Source organism: Streptomyces sp. NPDC020983, assembly GCF_044333485.1.
In the GTDB taxonomy this organism is placed as follows: Bacteria; Actinomycetota; Actinomycetes; order Streptomycetales; family Streptomycetaceae; genus Actinacidiphila.
The window spans coordinates 31,255-47,132 of the sequence record NZ_JBIRRA010000013.1 but is presented as its reverse complement, the minus strand read 5'-3'; the positions used below and the strand labels follow the sequence as shown (position 1 = coordinate 47,132).

Here is a 15,878-nt window from a genome sequence, read left to right as displayed (position 1 = left end):
TGACCATCACACCGGCGCGGGGTCAGTCCGCCCGGTGCCCCAGGTGCACGACATCCGGTACCCCGCGGGCCACCGGAATCTCCAGGGTGCGAACCCGTTCGAAACCTGCCGACCGCAGCGCGTCCTCGAAGGCGGCCGACGGCTGCGCCGACCACACTGCGAGGACGCCGCCCGGCGTCAGCCGGTTCCGGCATGCGTCGAGGCCGCTGGGACTGTAGAGACTGCCGTTGTTCTCGGTGACTGTCCAGTCCGGCCCGTTGTCGATGTCCAGGCACAACGCGTCGTACGGCTCCCCGCCGCCGCGCAGGTGGACGAGCAGGTCCTCCAGCACCAGCTCGACCCGCGGGTCGTCGAGCGCCCCGGCGGAGTACGCCGCGAGCGGCCCCTCCCGGTGCCACGCGACGACCGCCGCCTCGCGCTCCACCACCGCGATACGCCCCCAGCCCGTCTGCGCCGCCCTGGCCAGCGAGAACCCGACCCCGAGACCGCCCAGCAGCACGCTCGGCGCGGTGCGCCCGGCGAGCGCGCCGAGGGCGGCGTCCACCAGCAGCCGTTCCGAGCGGCCGTCGGAGGTGTCCATCAGGAAGCAGCCGTTCGCGATGATCTCGTGCGTCCCCGCACCCCCGCGGTACCGCAGCACCAGCTCCCCGGCGACACCCACCCGCCGGTCCAGCACGGCCGTCTCGTCCTCAAGCATCCGTCCACCCTAGGGCGTGTCCGCAAAGTCCCGCCTGGCACACGGCGCCTGGCACGCACGCTCGCTACGTTGTCGGGCTCGTCCGAGCAGGCCCACTACGAGGACGACCCTCCGCCTTGCGATCGCACGCACCAGACACCGTCTGCCCCGCCCTCCGGGCGGACGACGGGACTTTGCGGACACGCCCTAGGGCGTCACCTGCTCCAGGCCCGCCAGCGCCGGGGGCAGCCCGTCCAGGTGCAGCACCCCCAGCCGCTGCGTGGCGCGGGTCAGGGCGACGTACAGCTCCGCCGCGCCGCGCGGGCCGTCCGCGAGGATCCGCTCGGGCGCCACCACCAGCACCGCGTCGTACTCCAGCCCCTTCGTGTGCGACGGCGGCACCGCGCCGGGCACGTCCGGCGGGCCGATCACCACGCTGGTGCCCTCCCGCTCCGCCTCGGCCCGGACGAAGGCCCCGACCGCCGCGGGCAGCTCCTCCGCCGTGACCCGCCGCGCCCACGGCCGCACCCCGCACGCCCGCACCGACTCCGGCGGCCGCACGTGCGGCGCGAACTCGCCCAGCAGCGCGCCCGCGACGGCCATGATCTCGGCCGGCGTGCGGTAGTTCACCGTCAGCGAGCGGTAGAGCCACCGCCCCGGCACGTACGGCTCCAGGGCCGCCTCCCACGAGACCGCGCCCGCCGCCGAACGCCGCTGCGCCAGATCCCCCACCACCGTGAAGGACTTCAGCGGGCAGCGCCGCATCAGCACCCGCCACTCCATCGCCGACAGCTCCTGCGCCTCGTCGACCACCACGTGGCGGTAGGTCCACTCCCGGTCCGCGGCCGCGCGCTCGGCCAGATCCCGCGTGTCCACCTCCTCGAAACGCGTCGCCAGGCCCTCCGCGTGCACCAGGTCCTGCGCCAGCAGGTGGTCCTCGTCGTCCATGAGGTCGTCGCGCCGGTCCACGCCCATGATCTCCAGCACGCCCGCCGCGTACTCCGCCTCCTCCCGCCTCGCCCGCTCCGCCGCCCGCGCGGCGGCCCGCTCCAGCGCCGGGTCCCGCCCCAGCAGGTCGACCAGCTCGTCCAGCAGCGGAACGTCCGACACCGTCCAGGCGTCACCCGCGGCCCGCAGCAGCGACTCCTGCGCGCCCGCCGCCCGCAGCCGCTCCGCCGAGCCGTACAGCTCCGCGAGCAGCCGTTCCGGGGTCAGCACCGGCCACAGCGCGTCCAGCTCCGCGACGAACGCGTCGTCCTCCCTCAGCTCCTTGAGCATGTCCGCGCGCAACCGCTCCCACAGCGCGCGGTCCGAGCGGTCCAGCCACTCCCGGCCGGCCTTCCCGACCGCACGCTCCGACAGCGCCCACGTCACGACCTCCCGGAAGACCTCCCGGGCCTCGTTGTGCGGCCGCCCGCTGTCCCGCGCCTCCTGCCGCGCCCACTCCGCGACCGCCGCGTCCAGCCGCACCGTCACCCCGCCGATCTCCACCGGCAGCGGCGCCTGCGGCACCCGCTGCCGGTCCGCGACGGCCGCCGCCAGGACCTCCAGCATCCGCAGCGAGCCCTTCGCCGCCGCGACGGCGGGATCCGCCTCCTCCGCCGTCACCGCCAGCCCCGGCACCAGGTCGCCGGTCGTCATGAACACCACGTCCGACTCGCCCAGCGACGGCAGCACCCGGCCGATGTGCCGCAGGAACGCCGGGTTCGGCCCCACCACCAGCACGCCCTGCCGCTCCATCCGCTCCCGCTGCGTGTACAGCAGGTACGCCACGCGGTGCAGCGCCACCACCGTCTTGCCGGTCCCCGGCCCGCCCTCGATCACCAGCACGCCCGGGTGGTCCAGCCGGATGATCCGGTCCTGCTCGGCCTGGATCGTCGCCACGATGTCCCGCATCCCCGGCCCCCGCGGCGCGTTCACCGCCGCCAGCAGCGCGGCGTCCCCGCCGCTCACCCCCTCCGCGGCGCCCAGCGCCTCGTCCGTGAACCCCGTCACCTCCCGGCCCCGGGCGTGGAACTGCCGCCGCCGCCTCATGCCCTCCGGGTTCGCGGCCGTCGCCGTGTAGAACGCGCGGGCCGCCGGCGCGCGCCAGTCCAGCAGCACGGGCTCGTGCTCCGCCCCCTCGTCGAACAGCCCCAGCCGCCCGATGTACGAGGCCCCGCCGTCCGCGGCGTCCAGCCGCCCGAAGCACAGCCCACTGTCCGCGACGTCCAGCCGCCGCACCTCGCGGGCCAGCCCGCGCACCGCCACGTCCCGTTCCACGGCCGTCCCGCCGTGCTCCTTGAGCGCCGTGTCGTGCTCCGCCTTCACCCTCGCCCGCCGCGCGTCCAGCCGCGCGTAGAGCCCCTCGACGTACCCCCGCTCGCTGCGCAGCTCGTCGTCGTAGCCCTGACGTTCCGTCACGTTCTCCCCGTCCACCCAGCCGATTCCACCCATGGCGGACGATTCTGCGACAACCCGGGGGCCTTGCGGCAAGCCCCCCACTCGGCTATACGTTGAACAACGGCAGGGTGGTCCCCTGCCGTTCGCCGTTCCGCCGGGACGGAGCGGCCGGGCCGCAGCGCGGCCGGCGGCCCGCGCGGCCCGCCTCACGCGGCAGGTCGTGGCGCCTTCTCGCCGTGGACGGCGACGTACGTCGTGGCCAGCCACGGGGCCAGGTCCGTGAGGAGGACCGTGAGGTCCGAAGGGGCCGGGGAAGGGCGCAGGGCCAGGTCCGCGGCCCACCGCATCTGCTCACCCCGCGCGGGGTGGTACCGGGCGAACGCCGCGGCCTGCTCCGGCAGGGAACTGGTCCAGCCGCCCCACCACGGCATCACGAGCGTGAACCCCGTACGGACGAGCCGCCGGGCCACGGCCCGGCACAAAGCGCGCCGCTCCGCGTCGGACGACGCCGCGTCGAGCCGCGAGAGCCACCCCGGCAGGGCCAGTGCCAGATCCCCGTTGGTCTCCCGGGCGAGCAGCCCCTCCGGCCGGTACCGCGGCAGGAACGCCGCGAGGTCCTCCCCGAGCAGCGGAGTGCACAGGCACGCCACGAAGAAGCCGAGGTCGTGGCGCTCCAGCTCGCTCAGCAGTGTCCCGGTGTCGAAGAGCAGCAGCCCGACCCCGTCGACGACGGGGAACTCCGCGTCCAGCGCGGCGCCCAGCGCGTCCCCCGCGGCGCGGTCGGCCGCGGTCGGCGGTTCGCGCAGGACGACGACGAGGTCGAGGTCCGAGACCCCGGCCCGCGCCGTACCCCGGGGAATGCTGCCGTAGACGTACGCGCTGTGCAGCAGCGCGGCCGGATAGGCCGCGCGGACGCGCGACCGTACCGCGTCGAGCAGCGGCAGGTAGGGAGGCTGCACCTTCGCGAGGGAGCCCTCGCGCGCGATCGTCCCGTCGGGCCTGAGCCCGGTTCCGGCCCCGGCCCGCGGCCGGCGGTGTTCCTCGTCCATGCGGACCACGCTACGGCCCGCAGCACACCCTTTTCCCAGGTCGCGGTCCCGCCGCCGTTCCGTCACCCGCCCGGTGCGGCCGATCGCTCAGGGCGAACACGTCGCCGGGAACACCGCGGCACCCTCCGTGCATTGAGTCTGTCGTACTCAACTTGCTTGCCCAAGGAGCGATCATGCCGATTGAGTCCCTCCCCTCCAACTCCCTGACTCTGCCGGTCCTCCCCCTCGACGGGGAGGTCGTCCTGCCCGGCATGGTCGTGCCGCTCGACCTCACCGACTCCGAGGTCCGTGCCGCCGTGGAGGCGGCGCAGTCCGCGCACCCGGCCGGTGCCTCGGGCAAGCCGCGCGTGCTGCTGGTGCCGCGGATCGACGGCAAGTACGCCGCCGTGGGAACGCTGGGCACGGTGGAGCAGGTCGGGCGGCTGTCCGACGGCGACCCCGGTGCGGTCATCAAGGGCCGCACGCGGGTGCGGATCGGCGCGGGGACGACCGGGCCGGGCGCCGCGCTGTGGGTCGAGGGCACCGTCCTGGAGGAGCCGGTGCCCGCGGAGTCGCCGGGCACGGTGGCCGAGCTGATGAGGGAGTACAAGGCGCTGGCCACGAGCTGGCTGCGCAAGCGCGGCGCGTGGCAGGTCGTGGACCGCGTCCAGCAGATAGACGACGTGAGCCAGCTCGCCGACAACTCCGGCTACAGCCCCTTCCTGACGGCCGAGCAGCGGGTGGAACTGCTGGAGACGGTCGATCCGGTGGCGCGGCTGAAGCTCGCCGTGCAGCGGCTGCGCGACCACCTGGCCGAGCAGGACGTCGCGGAGACGATCCGCAAGGACGTCCAGGAGGGCATGGAGAAGCAGCAGCGCGAGTTCCTGCTGCGCCAGCAGCTGGAGGCCGTCCGCAAGGAGCTGGCGGAGCTCAACGGCGAGCCGGACGACGAGGCCGGGGACTACCGGGCCCGGGTCGAGGCCGCCGACCTGCCGGAGAAGGTGCGCGAGGCGGCGCTGAAGGAGGTCGAGAAGCTGGAGCGCTCCTCCGACGCCTCGCCCGAGGGCAGCTGGATCCGCACCTGGCTGGACACCGTCCTGGAACTGCCGTGGAAGGTCACGACGGAGGACACGTACGACGTCGCCGGCGCGCGGGCGGTGCTGGACGCCGACCACGCCGGGCTGGACGACGTGAAGGAGCGCATCACCGAATACCTCGCGGTGCGCAAGCGCCGGGCCGACCGCGGCCTGGGCGTCGTGGGCGGGCGGCGCGGAGGCGCGGTGCTGGCCCTGGTGGGGCCGCCGGGAACCGGAAAGACGTCGCTGGGCGAATCGGTGGCGCGCGCGATGGGCCGCACGTTCGTCCGGGTCGCGCTCGGCGGGGTCCGCGACGAGGCGGAGATCCGCGGCCACCGCCGTACGTACGTGGGCGCGCTGCCCGGACGGATCGTGCGGGCCGTCAAGGAGGCCGGGTCGATGAACCCGGTGGTGCTGCTCGACGAGATCGACAAGGTCGGCTCCGACTACCGCGGCGACCCGGCCGCGGCACTTCTGGAGGTGCTGGACCCGGCGCAGAACCACACCTTCCGCGACCACTACCTGGAAGTCGAGCTGGACCTGTCCGACGTCGTCTTCCTGGCCACCGCCAACGTCCTGGAGGCCATCCCCGAACCGCTGCTGGACCGCATGGAGCTGGTGCGGCTGGACGGCTACACCGAGGACGAGAAGGTCGTCATCGCCCGCGACCACCTGCTGCCCCGGCAGCTGGAGCGCGCGGGCCTGGACACCGGCGAGGTGACGCTGTCGGAGGAGAGCCTGCGCCGGCTCGCCGGCGAGTACACCCGCGAGGCGGGCGTACGGAACCTGGAGCGCACGGTCGCCCGCATCCTGCGGAAGATCGCCGCGCGGCACGAGCTGGGCGAGCAGGAGCTCCCGTACACGGTGGGCCCGGACGACCTGCGCGGGCTCATCGGCCGTCCGCACCACGTGCCGGAATCCGCGCAGGACCCGCAGGAGCGGCGCACGGCGGTGCCGGGCGTGGCCACGGGCCTGGCGGTCACGGGCGCGGGCGGCGACGTGCTCTACATCGAGGCGTCGCTCGCCGACCCGGAGACCGGCGGCTCCGGCCTCCAGCTCACCGGGCAGCTGGGCGAGGTCATGAAGGAGTCGGCGCAGATCGCGCTGTCCTTCCTGCGCTCGCACGGCGCCGAACTGGAGCTGCCGGTCGGCGACCTGAAGGAGCGCGGGGTCCACCTGCACGTCCCCGCGGGCGCGGTGCCCAAGGACGGGCCGAGCGCCGGTGTGACGATGACGACCGCGCTGGCGTCGCTGCTGTCCGGGCGCCGGGTGCGGCCCGACGTGGCCATGACCGGCGAGGTGTCGCTGACCGGGCGCGTGCTGCCGATCGGCGGCATCAAGCAGAAGCTGCTGGCCGCGCACCGCGCCGGGATCACCACGGTGGTGATCCCCAAGCGCAACGAACCCGACCTGGACGACGTGCCGGCCGAGATCCTGGACGCCCTCGACGTCCACCCGGTCAGCGACGTCCGCCAGGTGCTGGAACTCGCCCTGGAGGCGGCCGCCGCCGACGTCCGCGGGGTGCCCGTGGCCGCCTGACGGCCGGCAGGGCCCTCACCGGGACCGGGTCCGGCCCCTACGGGCCCGGGTACGGCCGTGTGGCCCCTTCCCCCCGCGCGGGGGGAAGGGGCCACACGGCCGTCACGGGGTCAGCCCTTGGCGTAGGCCTTCACCCGGTCCAGGGCGCCGTTGAACTTGTTCTGGTCGCCGGGGAAGGTGCCGGTGTCGGCCCACTGCCAGAACGTCTGGTAGCCCCAGCCGGCCGGCAGCGTGCCGGGCGAGGAGGAGTAGCGGGCGATCCACAGCGCGTTGGTCTTGGCGAAGGCGGCGCTGTTGCCCGTACAGGTGGTCCACCAGCTGGTGGACGTGTAGACCGTCGGGTAGCGGCCGGTCTTCGCGTGGTACTCGTTCGAGAACGACTGGATCCAGCTCACCATGCCGCTCGCGGACTTCCCGTAGCAGCTCGCGCCGTAGGGGTTGTACTCCATGTCCAGCGCGCCGGGCAGTGTCCTGCCGTCGGCCGACCAGCCGCCGCCGTGCGCCACGAAGTAGTCCGCCTGCGCCGCGCCGCTCGACACGTCGGGCAGCGCGAAGTGGTAGGAGCCGCGGATCATGCCGGCGTTGTAGGAGCCGTTGTACTGCTGCGTGAAGGAGGGATTGGTGTACGACGTGCCCTCCGTCGCCTTGACGTACGCGAACTTCGCCCCCTTGGACCAGGCGCCCGGCCAGTCGACGTTGCCCTGGTGGCTGGAGACGTCCATGCCCGGCGTCTGGGTGATCTTCGAGGAGGTGACGACCTTGGAGTCGCCGGCGGCGGCGCCGGCACCCTCGTGGATCTTGATCTGCGAGCCCAGCCAGTCCAGGTCCGGGTGGGTCATGTGGCCGGGGCCCGCCGCACGGGCCGCCCCGGGGGCGGCGAGCGCCGTCGAGAGCACCGTGACGAGGACTCCGGTGAACAGGGTGAATCTGGCCCGGACCGAGCCGTTGCCGTTGCCGTGCACGGCGGAGAGATCTCCGCGATCTCTGTGGGACATGCGTGCCTCCAGTGGGTGCGGTGCGGCGCCGAGCGCGGGGAGAAGGGTCCTGTGACCGTGGTTGGTCTACTCCTGCGAAATACTTGACGGGCTGCGGAAACAACGGGTGTGAAGACAACTTTCGGGCGTTGAAAGCGGGAATGCGGTGACCGACGCGCGCAATGCGGCAGATGCGGCAGATGCGACGGGAGTGGACGTTTCGACGGAGGCCCTCGAACGCGAGCTGACCGTTCTCTTCCGGCGGGCCCGGGCGGCCTCGGGCGAGATGGCCCGCGCGGTCCACCCCGACCTCGAACCCGCGGCGTACGGGCTGCTCGTCCGGCTCCAGGAAGCGGAACCCGAACGGGCCACCGACCTCGCCTCCTACTTCGGGGTCGGCAAGGCCACGATGAGCAGGCAACTGCGCGCACTTGAGGATCTCGGGCTCGTCGCCCGCGAGCCGGATCCCGCGGACGGGCGCGCGTATCTCATGCGCCTCACCCCCGAGGGCCGCGCCCGCTTCGCCCGCGTCCGCGACGCGCGCCGGGCGGCCTACGTCCACCGCCTCGCGGCGTGGGCCCCGTCCGACCGCGCGGACCTCGCGCGCCTGCTGCATGCGCTGAACGAGTCCACGGCCGACATTCTCTGAGCGGGCCCCCCATCTGGGGGGGCGGGGGGCCGGGTCTTTTGCGCTGCGGGAGCGCGTGTCGCGGTGGGCCGCGCGGCCTTCTGCCGGTGGGGCCGTTCGCGGGGGCCCCGCGGGGCTGAGGGGGTGCGGCTTGCGGTGGGCGGTTCGCCGTTCGCCCGGTGGGGGCTGGTCGCGCAGTTCCTCGCGGGGCTGGGGGGTGCGGCTTGCGGTGGGCGGTTTGCCGTTCCGCCGGTGGGGGCTGGTCGCGCCGTTCCCCGCGGGGCTGGGGGGTGCGGCTTGCGGTGGCGGTTCGCCTTTCCGCCGGTGGGGGCTGGCCGCGCAGTTCCTCGCGCCCCTGAGGGGGTGCGGCTTGCGGCGGGCGGTTCGCTGTTCGCTTGGTGGGGGCTGGTCGCGCAGTTCCTCGCGCCCCTGGGTTGCCCGGCGGGGCATCGCGCTGTCTGTGCGGGGTGGGGTCGGGTGCCACTCCGGGGGTACCTCCTCGGAATGCGCGTCTGACCTCCCCCGTGTCCGGTGAGGGAGTAGGTGCGCATTCCTGCGGGGGCACCCCCGGATCGTCCCCCTCCGGCCGGAGTGGCGGCTGCCTGCCGGTGGGGGTGAATCTGTCCAGGGACTGCGGTTCGCCCCCGACGGTGAAGCACCCCCACGAGAAGGCCGTCAGCCGACATCTATCCCGCACGGGTGGTGGGGGTGGGAACACCCCGCGCCGCCAGGCGCGGGAAACCCCCACGGCGGGCAAGCCGCCCACGTACCGGCAACCGGGCACCGCCCGAAGCGGCGCCGCCAGGCGCAGCACCCCCGCGGCGGGCAGCCGCGAGCCCACCGCAAGCGGGCACCGCCCGAAGCGGTGGCGGCAGGTGTGGGGGAGGGCCGCGGTGGGAGGGGCTAGAGCTCGACGAGGAGGGCCGTCGCGTCGTCGAAGGGTTTGCCGCGGGGGACGGCGGAGCCGTCGGCGTCGGCGGATTCGGCGGCCCGGACACGGGCCAGGAGCGCGTCGGGGCCGCGGTCGCGGAGGAGGGCGAAGGTGGCGGCCCAGTCGTCGAGGTCGAAGACCTCGACCGCGCGGGCGGCGCCGTCGCTGAGCGCGGCCACGGCGCGGAGGGCGGAGAGGGGCGTGCGTCCGGTGACCGCCTTGCGGGCGACGGCCGGGTCGGCGGCGGCGGTGTAGAAGCCGCCGGGCAGGTTCCGGAGCGGAGCGACACGGTGGCCGGCGGCGCGGAGCCGGTCGATGCGGTCGTCGAGGACGGGGGTGATCTTGCCGTCGGTGTCCTCCAGGAGGAGGACGGAGTCGGAGAGGACGAGGTGTTCCAGCTCGGTGGCGTTCCAGCGGGCGGCGACGACGGTGGCCTGGGGGGTCAGGGGGTGAGAAAGGTCACACGTGCCCCGGTGGGTATCGGCCGTCACGCGGATGGCGTCGGACAGACACTCCGCAAGTGTCAGATCCGGCCGCGAAACGGACAGTTCCAGGAGGCGGCCGCCGAGGCGTGCGGTGAACCACGGGACGGAGTGGACGCAGTTCCCGTTGTCCGGCGGGGGAGTGACGCCGTCCAGCAGCACCAGTGCGCCGCCGTGGCCACCGGAGGGCATCGCGGCCGCCACGAAATCCTCGTTGGGTGCGCCGGGTGTTCCCGGCGCGGTCGCCGTCTCGATTCGCATGCCGTCCAGTGTGCGTGACGGGCGGGTGCCTGCCGGGAGGTGCGGGGGCGTGCCGGGGGGAGCGGACGGGGCGTCAGGTCCGGCCCGTGGGGGAGGGCATAGTGGCAGAGCCGGGGGCCGGCGCGCCAGTGCGTCGCGGTGACGGGAGGGACTGGTGGGCAACTCGGGGCGTGTGCCGGGTTGTCCGCTGTGACGCCCGTGCGATTCACTCGTTCGGGTGTCCGGAGGAGGGAGGCGTGGCTCCCCTCCTGGCGGGACTGCAAGGGTCGGATCAGCCCCTGCACATTCCCTGGGGAATCCCCGCCGGCGATACGTGATTGCGAGCCCCGAAGTGCGTAGACGACGTCAAGTGCGTGAACGGCGGGTCAGGCAGCGGATGCTCGCCGCCCTGCTGGTGTGCGCGGGCGCGGTGCTGGCCGCGGCGGCTCCCGGCGTCGCGCTCGGGGCCGGGGACCTGACGTCGGCGCAGGACCAGGCGGAGCAGGCGCGGTTGGCGCAGCGTACGACGGTGCTGGCGCAGGATCTGGGGGACGAGCGGGACGACGTGGCCGCGCTCGTCGCGGCGGGCCGGGGCGGTGCGGTGCCCGCGCAGGACGGCACCCGGACCGACCGCCAGGTGCAGGACGTGCTCGCGGCGGGTGCGGGCGGGGAGTTGCGGGCCGCGCTCGGCACGCTGCCCGGTGTGCGCCGTACGGCGCTGGGCGCGCGGGCGGGCGGGACGGGCGTGCAGGCGGTCGTGAAGGCCTACCAGCCGCTGCTGGACGCCCTCGCGCGGGAGACGGCGGGCCCGGCGGGTGCGGCCCTCTCCCGGGTCGCGGACGCGGCCTCCCTCCAGCGCGGACTGCTCGTGGGCGCCCTCACCGCGGACGGCGGGCAGCCCGAGTTGGTGGCCGCCGCCCAGGCCGCCCGGCTCCAGGAGCGTGCGGGGATCGCCGACTTCCGGGCCACCGCGGACGGCGCGCTGCGCGAGCGCTACGACAGCACGGTCACGGGGCCGGACGCGGCGCGGGCCGAGGCGGACACCACCGCGCTGCTGGGATCCGCCGAGCTCGGCGGATCCGGGCCGGGCGCGGAGAGGGTCAGGGCCGACCTCACCGCGCGGCTCGCCCTGATCCGCGGCGTCGAGGCTTCCGCGGCCACCGACCGGGCCGCCGCGGCCGCCGCCCGCCGCAACCACACGGTGACGGTGCTGGAGCTGCGAATCGCCCTGGCCGCGGGCTGCCTGCTGCTGCTCGCCGGCGTGCTGGTCGCGCTCTTCCGCAGCCTGACCCGCCCGCTCGCGGCGCTGCACGTGTGGGCCCGCTCGGACGCCGCGAGCGGGCGCGGCGTGCAGGTCGTCGGGCAGGACGAGTTCGCCGCCGTGGCCCGCCGCGCCAACGCCCTGACGCACGAGGCGCAGGCGCTGCGCGCCCGTACCGCGGACCTGGGCAACGAGCTGACGGCGCAGCGCGGCGCCACGCAGAGCACGCGCGGCGCGCTGGCCGGGGCGGTCGCGGAGAAGGACGCGCTGCGCCGGGCCCATGACGAGATGGTCGCCCATGTGGCGGACCTGGAGCGCGAGTTGCAGACCGCGGCCGCGCGGGACGCCGCGCACATGTCCCATGTCAGCCTCAGTCTGCGCACCCTGGGCCTGGTGGAGCGCCAGCTGGCGCTCATCGAGACCATGGAGGAGCAGGAGCAGGATCCGGACCGGCTCGGCACGCTCTTCCAGCTCGACCACCTCGCGACGCGGATGCGCCGCAACAGCGAGACGCTGCTCGTGCTCGGCGGCACCGAGCACAGCCACGGCGCCACCGCGAGCCCCGTGCCGCTCGTCGACGTGGTGCGCGGCGCGATCTCGGAGATCGAGCGCTACGAGCGGGTCCGCATCCAGGTGCTGCCGGGCGCGCGTGTCGCGGGCCGGGCGGCCGACGACGTGGCCCACCTGATCGCCGAACTCCTCGACAACGCCACCGGGTTCTCCGCGCCGGAGACCGAGGTCCTGCTGTCCGGGCGGCTGCTGGAGGCGGGGGAGGTCGCGGTCGTGGTGGAGGACGCCGGTATCGGCGTGCCCGCGGAGCGTCTCGCCGAACTGAACGCGCTGCTCGCCGATCCCGATCCGGCACCGCCGGGCGCGGTGGCCGGGATGGGTCTGTACGTGGTGTCGCGCCTGGCCCGGCGGCACGGTGTCCAGGTGCGGCTGCACGCGCTGCCGTCCGGCGGCACCCGGGCCGTGGTGCTGCTGCCGGGCCTGCTCATCCCGCCGGTCGGTCCGGACGACGCGCCCTTCGTGCCGCTGGAGACGGCCGTCACGGGCCTGCGCGGCGCGGACGCCCGCCGTCACCCGTCCCCGGAGCCGCTGCCGTACGCCGCGCAGGGCCCCCACGTCCCGGAGCGGGCCCCGCAGTCCGGAGGGCCGTTCAGCGCCGTGCCGGCCCCGCGCGTTCCCGTTCCCGGCCAGGCCCCGCACCCGGACCGTCCGTCCACCGCCCCGTACACGACTCCGGAGACGCCCGCCGGCCATCCGGTGACGCCGACACCCGCGCACGGGACGCCCTCGGTGCCCTCTCCCGCGGCGCGGGTCGCCCCGCTGCCGGCCGCGCCCGGGCACGCGCGGGCCGCGGGTCCTGCCGCGCCGATAACCGGGCCGCAGGGGCTTCCGCAGCGCGTGCCGCGCGGTGCGGGCGGCGCGGTGCGGCCGGTCGCCGTGCCGCCCGCGGCTCCGGTCGACGCGGACGAACTGCGGCGCAGGCTCGCCGGGTTGCAGCGCGGGCTGCGCGCCGGCCGCGCCGACGCCGTACGCGAGGCCGACGCCGTACGCGGGCGCGACCGGGCGCCCGGGCCGCAGGGGCCGCAGTGGCCCACAGACACCGCAGGATCCGTTGAGGAGGCGACCCGTTGAGCGTGGTCGGCACGATGACCGGGGCCCTCAGCCACGAGGCCCGCAACTTCCGCTGGCTGCTGCGGAATCTGGTCCAGGAGGTGCACGGCATCCGCTCCGTCGCGGTCGTGTCCTCGGACGGCCTGCTGCTGTGCGGCTCCGAGCCGGACGGCGACCGGCCGGGCCCGGACGACAGCCCGCCCGCGCATCCGGGCCTGGCCGGCAGCGGCCGGATGGACCTGGCCGCGGTGGTGTCCGGGCTCGCCTCGCTCACCGTCGGCGCCGCCCAGCTCATGGACGGCGGGCGGGTCCGGCAGACCACCGTCGCGATGTCCGGCGGGGTGCTGATCGTGATGTCGATCAGCGACGGCTCGCTGCTCGGAGCGCACGCCACCGCGGACTGCGATCTGAGCGTCGTCGCCTACGAGATGGCGATGTTCGTCGGCCGTGCCGGGCACGTCCTGACACCGGCGCTGCGCAGCGAGCTGCGCCAGTCGGGCGGCGGAGGCGCCCGCTGATGGCGGCCGCCTGGGGACCGCCCCCGCTCGCGTACGTCCCGCCGGGCGCTGTCCATGCCCCGCCCGGGTACTCCCTCCCGGCTCCCGGGTACGCCCCGCTGCCGCGCCGCGCACCGCACCTCGCGCGCGCCGACCGCAGGTCACACAGGGTGCGCCCGTACGCTCTGACCGGCCGCCGGGCCTCCGCCGGCAATGCCGGGGGCCCGATGCTGGGCGATCTCGCCGAGCAGGGAAGAATTCGCGTGTACGGTACCGGTCACGGGTCCGTACGCCCCGACCGCGCGCTGCTCGAAAGGGTGCTCAGTGGACTACGCAGGCTCTGACAGCCAGAACGGCCTGCACGCCTGGCCGGTTGAGCGTGACCGCGCGCCGGTCTCCACCAAGATCGTGGTGGCCGGCGGCTTCGGCGTGGGCAAGACCACCTTCGTGGGCGCGGTGTCGGAGATCACGCCGCTGACCACCGAGGCGGTCATGACGCAGGCCAGCGAGGGGCTGGACGACCTCGGCGCCACCCCCGACAAGGTCACCACGACCGTCGCCATGGACTTCGGCCGCATCACGCTGGAGGAGGACCTCGTCCTCTACGTCTTCGGCACCCCCGGCCAGCAGCGCTTCTGGTTCATGTGGGACGACCTGGTGCGCGGCGCGATAGGCGCGATCGTGCTCGCCGACACCCGCAGGCTCGCCGACTGCTTCCCGGCGCTCGACTACTTCGACGGCACCGGGCTGCCGTACACCGTCGCCGTCAACCAGTTCGAGGGCACGTACGCCTACACCTCGGAGGACGTGCGCGAGGCGCTCGCGGTGCCGTCGCACATCCCGGTGCAGATCATCGACGCGCGCGAGCGCCGCTCCGTCGTGGACGCGCTGCTCGCCCTCGTCACGCACGCGCTCGCCGACCAGCCGCTGTAGGCCCGTCACTTCTTGTGCGCGGCGGGAGCCTTCGCCTCGGGGGTGCGGGTGCCCTTGCCTGCCTTCGCGGTCGCGGGCGCCCTCGTCGCGGGCACCTTGCGCGGCTCGTAGTGCGCGAGCGGCTGCGCGCCCATGTCGGGGCGGACGGCGCCGAGGACGGGGTTGGCGCCGATCTGCGAGATCTTCACGTACGAGCCGGTGTGCGGGGCCTGCACGACCAGGCCGTTGCCGATGTAGAGGGCCACATGGGTGGCCTTGGGGAAGTAGATCACCAGGTCACCCGGCCGCAGCAGCGAGAGCGGCACGCGCGGCAGCTTCGCCCACTGCTCCTCGGCGGTGCGCGGGATCGGCACGCCGGCGTGCGCCCACGCCTGCGACGTCAGGCCCGAGCAGTCGAAGGAGCCCGGGCCCACGGCGCCCCACACGTAGGGCTTGCCGAGCTGCGCGAAGGCGTAGGCGATGGCGGCGTCGCCCTTCGCGGAGGGGGCGCGTACGGCGGCGTCCCCGCCCAGCGGGGTGGAGTGCATGAACTCCTGCTGGGCCTTGTCCGCGCCCTGCTCCTCCAGCGCCTCCAGCTCGCTGATCTGGACGCCGCTGAGTCCGGCGAGGAGCGCCTCGACCTGCCGCAGGTTCGTCTCGATCTCGGTCTTCTTGGCCGCCTGCGTGTTCTGGGCCGTCTGGGCGGCGTCGAGGGCCTTCTGGGCCTGCGCGTTGAGCCCGGCGAGCCGGTCCTCCTCGGCGGTCAGGCTGTCGACGGCGGCCTGCTGGGTCTCGACCGTGTGCTGGGCGAGGTGCAGGGTGCCGAAGAAGTCCTGCGGGGACTCGCCGCCCAGCATGGCCATGTACGGCGACAGGCCGCCGGTGCGGTAGAGCTGCCGGGCCAGCAGGCCGACCTGGTCCTTCCCGGCGGCGACCTTGGCGCGCGCCTCCGCGAGCTGCCCGTCCAGCGACCTGGCCTTGGCGCGCTGCTGGTCGGCGGTGACCTTGGCCTGGTTGTACGACTCGGTGGCCGCCTCGGACTGCTGGTAGAGCGTCTGCAGCTGCGTCAGGAGCTGCGGCAGCGACTCGGGTCCGGCGGTGGTGCCGGGCGTGGGCAGCGAGCCCAGGGCGGCCGGCGGTACGGCCGGGGGAGTGGTGGCGGGCTGCGCGGGCGGCGGCTCGTACGGGCGGGCGGCGGCGGACTGCGCCGCGGGCAGCGAGAGTGCCCCCACGGCGAGCAGCGCGCTGCACACGGCCGCAGAGCGCTGCCAGGACCTGACGTTGCGAGCCACCGGCATTGACCTGTCCTCCCACATGACGGACCCTCGTGAGCGTGTCATAGGTTGTCATATCTTCGGCCGCCGGAAGGCGTTATTCCGCCCGGGGTGTCATCCCGTGCCGCAGAACTGCCTCATCGCTTGCCCCCGCTTCCCGGGCGGCCCCCGCGCGCTGCGCCGTCCCTTCCCGGCCGTCCACCTCCGCCCACGCTGCTCACGTTTCTCCACGACCCTGCCCGCGCCCGCGGTTCCGCACCCGCAGCGACACACCGGTCACCCCGGTGAACGCCCGGACCCACACCCCGGGCGGCGTACCGCGCGGGGTGTGGGTCCGGGAGAGGCGTCGGGGGCGTAC

Annotated in this window: 11 protein-coding genes; 5 read left to right on the top strand and 6 right to left on the bottom strand. The window is 74.8% G+C overall.

Annotated elements, in window-relative coordinates:
- Window positions 1–22: 22 nt before the first annotated feature.
- The 3 genes from ACH4SE_RS26795 to ACH4SE_RS26785 form a co-directional block, all read right to left on the bottom strand.
- The gene (locus ACH4SE_RS26795) at window positions 23–697 is read right to left on the bottom strand and encodes a spermidine synthase (protein ID WP_398546040.1); all 675 of its coding nucleotides are present in this window, start codon (window positions 695–697) and stop codon (window positions 23–25) included.
- 186 nt (window positions 698–883) lie between these two features.
- The gene (gene helR / locus ACH4SE_RS26790; RefSeq protein WP_398546039.1) at window positions 884–3,112 is read right to left on the bottom strand and encodes an RNA polymerase recycling motor ATPase HelR; all 2,229 of its coding nucleotides are present in this window, start codon (window positions 3,110–3,112) and stop codon (window positions 884–886) included.
- Between the two features lie 152 nt (window positions 3,113–3,264).
- Entirely contained in the window at window positions 3,265–4,107 is an 843-nt protein-coding gene (locus tag ACH4SE_RS26785) for a nucleotidyltransferase domain-containing protein (RefSeq protein WP_398546038.1), read from the bottom strand.
- 173 nt (window positions 4,108–4,280) lie between these two features.
- Between ACH4SE_RS26785 and lon the strand changes: the two genes are divergently transcribed.
- Window positions 4,281–6,701: an endopeptidase La gene (lon, locus tag ACH4SE_RS26780; RefSeq protein WP_398546037.1), complete on the top strand. Its 2,421-nt coding sequence runs from the start codon at window positions 4,281–4,283 to the stop codon at window positions 6,699–6,701.
- A 110-nt stretch (window positions 6,702–6,811) separates the two neighbouring features.
- On the opposite strand, the gene ACH4SE_RS26775 is transcribed toward lon, so the two are convergent.
- Window positions 6,812–7,696 (bottom strand): lysozyme, encoded by an 885-nt coding sequence (locus ACH4SE_RS26775; protein ID WP_398546036.1) that lies wholly within the window; start codon window positions 7,694–7,696, stop codon window positions 6,812–6,814.
- Window positions 7,697–7,886: 190 nt separating this feature from the next.
- On the opposite strand from ACH4SE_RS26775, the gene ACH4SE_RS26770 reads away from it, so the two are divergent.
- On the top strand, window positions 7,887–8,324 hold the full coding sequence (locus ACH4SE_RS26770; RefSeq protein WP_398546035.1) for a MarR family winged helix-turn-helix transcriptional regulator: 438 nt from the start codon (window positions 7,887–7,889) through the stop codon (window positions 8,322–8,324).
- Window positions 8,325–9,206: 882 nt separating this feature from the next.
- Here ACH4SE_RS26770 and ACH4SE_RS26765 read toward each other — a convergent pair.
- Window positions 9,207–9,977 carry a hypothetical protein gene (locus tag ACH4SE_RS26765; RefSeq protein WP_398546034.1) on the bottom strand — a complete coding sequence of 257 codons (771 nt, stop codon included), beginning with the start codon at window positions 9,975–9,977 and terminating at the stop codon, window positions 9,207–9,209.
- 349 nt (window positions 9,978–10,326) lie between these two features.
- Between ACH4SE_RS26765 and ACH4SE_RS26760 the strand changes: the two genes are divergently transcribed.
- The 3 genes from ACH4SE_RS26760 to ACH4SE_RS26750 all read left to right on the top strand — a co-directional run bounded on the left by ACH4SE_RS26760 (window position 10,327) and on the right by ACH4SE_RS26750 (window position 14,267).
- On the top strand, window positions 10,327–12,858 hold the full coding sequence (locus ACH4SE_RS26760) for a nitrate- and nitrite sensing domain-containing protein (protein ID WP_398546033.1): 2,532 nt from the start codon (window positions 10,327–10,329) through the stop codon (window positions 12,856–12,858).
- A 14-nt stretch (window positions 12,859–12,872) separates the two neighbouring features.
- Window positions 12,873–13,355: a roadblock/LC7 domain-containing protein gene (locus ACH4SE_RS26755; RefSeq protein ID WP_398546194.1), complete on the top strand. Its 483-nt coding sequence runs from the start codon at window positions 12,873–12,875 to the stop codon at window positions 13,353–13,355.
- A gap of 192 nt (window positions 13,356–13,547) precedes the next feature.
- Complete coding sequence (locus tag ACH4SE_RS26750) at window positions 13,548–14,267, top strand: GTP-binding protein (RefSeq protein WP_398546032.1); 720 nt, start codon at window positions 13,548–13,550, stop codon at window positions 14,265–14,267.
- Between the two features lie 5 nt (window positions 14,268–14,272).
- On the opposite strand, the gene ACH4SE_RS26745 is transcribed toward ACH4SE_RS26750, so the two are convergent.
- Entirely contained in the window at window positions 14,273–15,544 is a 1,272-nt protein-coding gene (locus tag ACH4SE_RS26745; protein ID WP_398546031.1) for an NlpC/P60 family protein, read from the bottom strand.
- Between the last annotated feature and the right edge of the window lie 334 nt (window positions 15,545–15,878).

Excerpts from the sequence above, each read along its gene's own strand:
- ACH4SE_RS26795 (WP_398546040.1), bottom strand. The coding sequence starts at position 697 with ATGCTTGAGGACGAGACGGCCGTGCTGGACCGGCGGGTGGGTGTCGCC.
- helR (WP_398546039.1), bottom strand. The coding sequence starts at position 3,112 with ATGGGTGGAATCGGCTGGGTGGACGGGGAGAACGTGACGGAACGTCAG.
- ACH4SE_RS26785 (WP_398546038.1), bottom strand. The coding sequence starts at position 4,107 with ATGGACGAGGAACACCGCCGGCCGCGGGCCGGGGCCGGAACCGGGCTC.
- lon (WP_398546037.1), top strand. The coding sequence starts at position 4,281 with ATGCCGATTGAGTCCCTCCCCTCCAACTCCCTGACTCTGCCGGTCCTC.
- ACH4SE_RS26775 (WP_398546036.1), bottom strand. The coding sequence starts at position 7,696 with ATGTCCCACAGAGATCGCGGAGATCTCTCCGCCGTGCACGGCAACGGC.
- ACH4SE_RS26765 (WP_398546034.1), bottom strand. The coding sequence starts at position 9,977 with ATGCGAATCGAGACGGCGACCGCGCCGGGAACACCCGGCGCACCCAAC.
- ACH4SE_RS26755 (WP_398546194.1), top strand. The coding sequence starts at position 12,873 with ATGACCGGGGCCCTCAGCCACGAGGCCCGCAACTTCCGCTGGCTGCTG.
- ACH4SE_RS26750 (WP_398546032.1), top strand. The coding sequence starts at position 13,548 with ATGCCGGGGGCCCGATGCTGGGCGATCTCGCCGAGCAGGGAAGAATTC.
- ACH4SE_RS26745 (WP_398546031.1), bottom strand. The coding sequence starts at position 15,544 with ATGCCGGTGGCTCGCAACGTCAGGTCCTGGCAGCGCTCTGCGGCCGTG.